A 6,076-nucleotide genomic window follows, 5' to 3' on the forward strand; every position below is an offset into this window, starting at 1 on the left:
CTGCCGCTCTCCGCCCTCCTGGCGAAATCGGCGGGGATGGTGACGACGAAGGCGACGTCGCCGCGCGATATCAGGAACTCGGCCTCGGCGGCACTTTGCGCGACATGGTCGAAACGATAGTAGCCGGTGGTCTGCAGCGCCGCGACAATGGCACGCGTGTAGGGATCGTTGCTCGTCGCCACGAGTGCTGCCGGCAGGCTTTTCGGGTCGTTGTTGATGGCGTAGCCGAAAAGCACCAACTGTATCAGCGGCACGCCGAGCATCATGGCGAAGGTGATGCGGTCGCGCCGCATCTGGATGAATTCCTTGATCAGCAGCGCGCCAAGCCGGGCGAAGGAAAAGACGCTGTTCATGCCATGTTGTCCTTCGAGCCGGACATGAACTGGATGAAGACGTCCTCGAGGCTGGTTTCGCCGGGCGAAACTTTCACGCCCTTGTGCTCTTTCTCGACGTCGGCGAGTGCGGCTTCGAGCTTCTTTTTGTCGGAGCCGACGACATGCAGCGTCGCGCCGAAAGGCGCCACCTGGTCGACGCCGGAGCGGCCCTGAAGCGCTTCGGCGACCTGATCGAGCCGCGGACCCTGCAGCACAAACGTGGTCAGCCCGGCATTTCTCACCACCTCGGCGACAGTGCCGGTGGCCAGCATCTTGCCGTAGGAGATATAGCTGATGCGGTGGCAGCGCTCGGCTTCGTCCATGTAGTGGGTGGAGACCAGCACGGTCAGCCCGCCGCTGGCCAGGCGATGGATCTCGTCCCAGAACTCGCGCCGCGCTTTCGGGTCGACACCGGCCGTAGGCTCGTCAAGCAGCAGCAATTTCGGCTTGTGCATGATGCAGGCGGCCAACGCCAGCCGCTGCTTCCAGCCGCCCGACAAGGTGCCGGCCAGCTGGTTGCGGCGCGACGTCAGGCCGAGGTCCTCCAACGTGCTCGCGACATGCTCTTCGACCGGCTTCAGCCGATAGAGCCGCGCCACGAATTCGAGATTCTCGCCGATCGTCAGATCCTCGTAGAACGAGAATTTCTGCGTCATGTAGCCGACTTCACGCTTGATGCGCAGGCTGTCGGTGCGGATGTTGAAGCCGAGCACCGTGCCTTCGCCTTCGTCCGGCGTCAGCAGGCCGCACATGATGCGGATGGTGGTGGTCTTGCCCGAACCGTTGGGGCCGAGAAAGCCGACGATCTCGCCCTCGGCGACCGACATCGTCACATGGTCGACGACGGTCTTGTCGCCAAAGCCCTTGACCAGGCCGTGGACATCGATGGCGTTCATCTTGCACTGTCCGCGAGATCAACATCGACGATCTGGCCCGGCTGCAGCGGGCCGGCATCGCCCTCCGGCCGCGCCTCGACCAGGTAGACCAGCTTCTGCCGGTTCTCGAGCGAATAGATCACCGGTGGCGTGAACTCAGGATCGGGCGACACGTAGCTGACGCGCGCCTTCACATCCGGGCCGCAGCCGTCGCAATGGACGCCGAGCAAGGTGCCGACCTTGACCGAGGAGAAGGCGCTCTCCGGGACGTAGACGCTGAGCTTGACCGCGCCGTCGGGCAGGATCGAGATCACAGGCGCGGTCGGACCTGATGTATCGCCCGGATTGCGGATGACATCGTTGACGCGGCCCGGCGAAGGGGCTGCCAGCACCCGTTTCGACAGCCGCCACTGAGCTTGCTCCAAGGTAGCCTGCGCCTGCTTGACCTGATTGTCGGCGGCCTTGATCGTCTCAGGGCGCGCAGGCAGGCCGCCGACGGCGAGATTGGCATTGGCCTGGCCGACCTGCGCATTGGCCGTTTCCAGCGTGGCCGACGCGGTGTCGAAATCGGCTTGCGTGCCGGCGCCGCGCTTGAACAGATCGGCGGCGCGGTCGTATTTGCGCTTGGCGTCGGCGGCCTGGGCGCTGGCCATGTCGACCTCGGCCTTCAGCACGGCGATCTCTTCCGGCCGCTTGCCGATCTGCAGGTCAGCCAACTGCGCCTGCGCCTGGGCAAGGCCGGCCTGCGCCTGCGCCACCGCGATCTTGGCATCGGCACTTTCCAGCGTCACCACGGTCGTGCCAGGCACCACACGGTCGCCGCGCTTCACCGTGACGGTCTCGACCTGCGCCACCTCGATCGGTGCCAGCAGCACATAGTCGCCTTCGACATAGCCGACGGCCAGCGGGGCAGCCGGGGCACAGGCCGAGAAGAGCTGCGCGGCGAGCGGCAGCGAACACAGAAAGCTCATGGTCTTTGCCCCTTCATGCTTTGCTCTTTTTGGAAGCCAATATGGCCTTGAGATTACCCGATGTGACCGTCACCACCTTGGCCGCCTCGGCGGCGCCGATGTCTTTCCAGCCCATGCGGCGCATCACCGCCTCGCGGCCGATGCGGAAATAGATGACCTGGCCAATCAGCGTGAACACGGTGAGCCTTGTGGCCTCGCTTTCGGCGGGCTCGCCGGTCGCCTGTTCCCAGAGCTGGCACAGCCGGCGATGCGTCGGCTCGAAGACGCCGTCATAGATGCGGTCGAGGGCTGCCGTCGGATGCGAAAGCTCACGCAACACGAACTGCACGATCTCGCCGGCCTGCGGGCTGGCCACGACAAAGCCGACCATCCGCTCCAGCGCCGCGAAGAGTAGCGCTTGCGCCGCCTCCGGATTGGCTGGTCCCGGCGCAGGCGCCTGTACATTGCCGAGCGCCTGACCGGCTACACCCTGGATGGTCTCGACGATAAAGTCGGCGGCAGCGGCGCGAAGACCCTCCTTGCCGCCGAAATGATAGGCGATCGAGCCTATATTGGCTCGCGCCTCGGCGGCGATCTCGCGCGTCGAGGTGCCATCGAAGCCCTGCCTTCCGAACAGCTTCAGCGCCGCCTGGACAAGGGCCGCGCGCGTCATCTCGGCGGGCTCGCGGCGAAGAATTTTGGGCTCAGGCAGTTTGACCATGAGCGCAGTTTAATCAATCGATTGATTAAAGTCAACTTCTGTTCGTCATTATCTTGCCATCGACGGCGGCAAACGCTTTAGTGCCCGGCCATGGGCAAGGAAGTCGAACGAAAATTCCTGGTCACCAGCACCGCATGGCGGGAACTGGCCGAGGCCAATATCCGCATTCTCCAGTTCTATCTCGCTGCCGGCCCCGGGCGCACGGTGCGCATCCGCATCAGCGATGGCGGTTCCGCCAAGCTGACACTCAAATTCGGCAGCAAGGCGCGCGAACGCGACGAATTCGAATACTCGATCCCGCTCTCGGAGGCGGTGGAGATGCTGGACTTCGCCATCGGACGTGTCATCGAGAAGACACGTCACCATGTTAGGCACCGTGGCTATCTCTACGAAATCGATGTCTTCGGCGGTCCGCTTGCGGGACTTGTGATCGCCGAACTTGAGACGCCGGAGGACGTGCCGGACGAAATGCTGCCTGATTGGCTCGGCCGCGAAGTCACCGGCGAGTCAAAATTCTACAACGCGTCGCTCGCCCTTGGGGGGATACCGGAGATCGCCGCATGAGCTTTCGTATCGATCCGCGCCTGCCGCTGACCGGCGAGGTCAGGCGTATCCTTGCCGAGGAAATCGGCAAGGCGCTGCATCACCTTGACGCCGCACGGAGCCGGCCGGAACAGGCGCTGCACAAGTGCCGCAAGCGGCTGAAGAGCGCCCGCGCCCTGCTGCGGCTTGTTCGTTCCGGCGACGAAACATTCTGCGAGACCGAGAACCAGTGCTATCGCAATGTAGCCGGCCTGCTTGCCGGTCCGCGCGAGGCGACAGCGCTGATCGAAACCATCGACCGGCTGGCGGCGAGCTTTCCCAAGGAGAGCGCCGACGATGGGCTTACTGCTGCGCGCGACAGGCTGATCGCGCGCCAGCATGAACTGCACGAAGGCAGCGGGCTCGAGGCGGCGATCGGCGCGGCGACCGCCGCTTGCGAGGATGGCCTCAAACGCGTCGAAGCGTTGGCCTTGCCCGACCAGCCGGAACAGGCGGCCGACGTGCTTGCCGAAGGTGCCCGCGTCACGCTGCGCCGTGCCAGGAAGGCGCTCGACAAGGCCAGATCGCGGGGCGCGGCCGATGATTTCCACGATTTGCGCAAGGCGGCCAAGACCCACGGCATGCATCTGTCGCTGCTCGGCAGGCTGTGGCCGACACCGATCAAGGCCCGGCGCAAGGCGGTCGACGAACTGGGCGAGCGGCTGGGCGACCTGCACGATGTGCTGGTGATGCGCGCGTTGCTCGAGGCCGACGACCAGCCACTCGGGCTGCCCGAGGACACGAAACTTCTGGGCAAGCTGCTGAAGCGGTCGGAGAAGCAGCTGAAGAAGAGCTGCCTGGCCGAAGCGGCCGAGCTGTTCGGCGACAATCCCAAACGCTCGACACGCAAACTGGCCCGCAAGGCGCGCGACGATCTGGCTGCGCCGCCGGAAGAGGCCGCGGCATCGTAGGACGCTCTTCCTCGCGCTCCGGACGGGGGAGGAAGGCGTGCGCTAGCCCTCATTACCCGCCCATGCTAATCGCCATGGGGCATGACCGAGCCCGGCGACACGCTTCTGGATCGACTTGGCCGCTGGCTTGCCGGCCGGCTGCAGGGAGAATCGTCCGGCTACGAGCCCTACACTCCGTCCGATGCCGAAACGCTGCGCCGCACGCTTGAGCCGGGCGACATCCTGCTGATCGAGGGCAATCAGAAGATCTCGGCGGCGATCAAGTACCTGACCCAGTCGACCTGGTCGCATGCGGCCTTCTATGTCGGCGATGCCTTGCCCGCGCCGGAAGACGGCTCGGAACGGCCGCGCCTGATCGAGGTCACGATCGGCGAAGGCTGCGTCGCCGTGCCATTGTCGCGCTACCGCACCTACAACACCCGCATCTGCCGGGCGAGCGGGCTGGCGCCGGAGGATCGCGACAAGGTCGTCGCCTTCATGATCGGCAGGCTCGGCCTGAAATACGACCTCAAGAACATTTTCGACATGCTGCGTTTTTTCTTGCCCACACCGCCGGTGCCGGTGCGCTGGCGCCGCCGCATGCTGGCCTTCGGCTCCGGCGACCCGACACGGGCGATCTGCTCGACGCTGATCGCCGAGGCCTATGGCCAGATCCGCTATCCGATCCTGCCCGAAATCACCCGTGCGCCCGGCCGAGCCTCCGCGCAGTCGAACTATTCGCGCAAGGAAATCCTGCACATCCGCCACCACTCGCTCTACACGCCGCGCGATTTCGACCTGTCGCCCTATTTCCGCATCGTCAAACCGACGCTGGAATATGGTTTCGACTACCGGCAGATGGTCTGGGACGACAAGGTTGCCGATCCCGGGGCAAAGGCCGCCGAATAGACGCGATCAAATGAGTCCAACAGCATGGACGGCACGGCACGGGAGCGCGGCCCGGCAGGCGGCGCTTTGGCGTCAGTGCTTGCAAGCCGCAACGCGCACGTCCGAGGGAGTGGCGTCATAACGGCGGCGGAACGCCCGGTTGAAATAGGAAAGATCGTTGAAGCCGGCCTCGTAGGCGATCGCGGTGATGCTGCGTCCGGCATGGCGCGGATCGCCAAGCATGCGATGGGCACGCGCCAGCCGCTGGTTCATCATGAAATCAATCAAGGATGTGCCATCGCTCTCGAACAGCTTGCGGACATAGCGGGCCGACAGTCCGTGGCGGGCGGCGACGTCCCGCGCCGACAGGTCGACATGGCCACCATGCGCGACGATATCGGCCTTGATGGCGCGCAAGCGGGCAACGCTGACGCCACGGCCGCGTGCGATCTGGGCCGCATCCCTGGTCGCGCCCATGGCGAGTGCGGCAAGGTCGAAGACATGCGTCGCCGCAAGGTGACAGGCCTCCGCAGTCAACTCGTCTCCGACCTCCTGGATCGAGTTGATATAGTCGAGCAACAGCCGCATCGCCCCGCTTTGGGTCGGCAAGGGCCGCATAAGGACCGCTGCGGGATCGCCGAGCAGAGGCGAAAGCTGCTTGCGCGAAAAACTAAGATTGATGAAGCGGAACCCGCCGGCGCCGATCAGGTTGAGGCCAACCTCGTCACCGCTCATCATCAGCGCCTGGCCGTTGCCGACCGCCTCCTCGCGGCCGCGGTGCTTCATCACGCTGCCC

At 64.9% G+C, this 6,076-nt stretch carries 8 protein-coding genes; 3 read left to right on the forward strand and 5 right to left on the reverse strand.

The features are described from left to right. The 4 genes from EN906_RS19815 to EN906_RS19830 form a co-directional block, all read right to left on the reverse strand. Window positions 1–353: ABC transporter permease (locus EN906_RS19815; protein WP_348629283.1), on the reverse strand; the 353-nt coding region annotated here is incomplete at its 3' end. Next, a complete protein-coding gene (locus tag EN906_RS19820) occupies window positions 350–1,270 on the reverse strand; it encodes an ABC transporter ATP-binding protein (protein WP_127268430.1) in 921 nt (306 codons plus the stop codon). The genes EN906_RS19820 and EN906_RS19815, both read right to left, overlap by 4 nt. After that, window positions 1,267–2,220 carry an HlyD family efflux transporter periplasmic adaptor subunit gene (locus EN906_RS19825; RefSeq protein WP_127268429.1) on the reverse strand — a complete coding sequence of 318 codons (954 nt, stop codon included), beginning with the start codon at window positions 2,218–2,220 and terminating at the stop codon, window positions 1,267–1,269. The genes EN906_RS19820 and EN906_RS19825 overlap by 4 nt, the downstream gene beginning before the upstream one ends. 13 nt (window positions 2,221–2,233) lie before the next feature. Continuing rightward, window positions 2,234–2,920: a CerR family C-terminal domain-containing protein gene (locus EN906_RS19830; protein ID WP_127268428.1), complete on the reverse strand. Its 687-nt coding sequence runs from the start codon at window positions 2,918–2,920 to the stop codon at window positions 2,234–2,236. A 90-nt stretch (window positions 2,921–3,010) separates the two neighbouring features. Here EN906_RS19830 and EN906_RS19835 point away from each other — a divergent pair, with 90 nt between their 5' ends. The 3 genes from EN906_RS19835 to EN906_RS19845 all read left to right on the forward strand — a co-directional run bounded on the left by EN906_RS19835 (window position 3,011) and on the right by EN906_RS19845 (window position 5,301). Beyond that, window positions 3,011–3,484 carry a CYTH domain-containing protein gene (locus EN906_RS19835; protein ID WP_127268427.1) on the forward strand — a complete coding sequence of 158 codons (474 nt, stop codon included), beginning with the start codon at window positions 3,011–3,013 and terminating at the stop codon, window positions 3,482–3,484. Continuing rightward, entirely contained in the window at window positions 3,481–4,413 is a 933-nt protein-coding gene (locus EN906_RS19840) for a CHAD domain-containing protein (protein WP_127268426.1), read from the forward strand. The genes EN906_RS19835 and EN906_RS19840 overlap by 4 nt, the downstream gene beginning before the upstream one ends. A gap of 81 nt (window positions 4,414–4,494) precedes the next feature. Then, complete coding sequence (locus tag EN906_RS19845) at window positions 4,495–5,301, forward strand: YiiX/YebB-like N1pC/P60 family cysteine hydrolase (protein WP_127269745.1); 807 nt, start codon at window positions 4,495–4,497, stop codon at window positions 5,299–5,301. Between the two features lie 72 nt (window positions 5,302–5,373). Here EN906_RS19845 and EN906_RS19850 read toward each other — a convergent pair. Next, window positions 5,374–6,076: helix-turn-helix transcriptional regulator (locus EN906_RS19850; protein ID WP_164777249.1), on the reverse strand; the 703-nt coding region annotated here is incomplete at its 5' end.

Origin of the sequence: Mesorhizobium sp. M7A.F.Ca.CA.004.06.1.1, assembly GCF_003999135.1 — a bacterium.
Classification (GTDB): Bacteria; Pseudomonadota; Alphaproteobacteria; order Rhizobiales; family Rhizobiaceae; genus Mesorhizobium.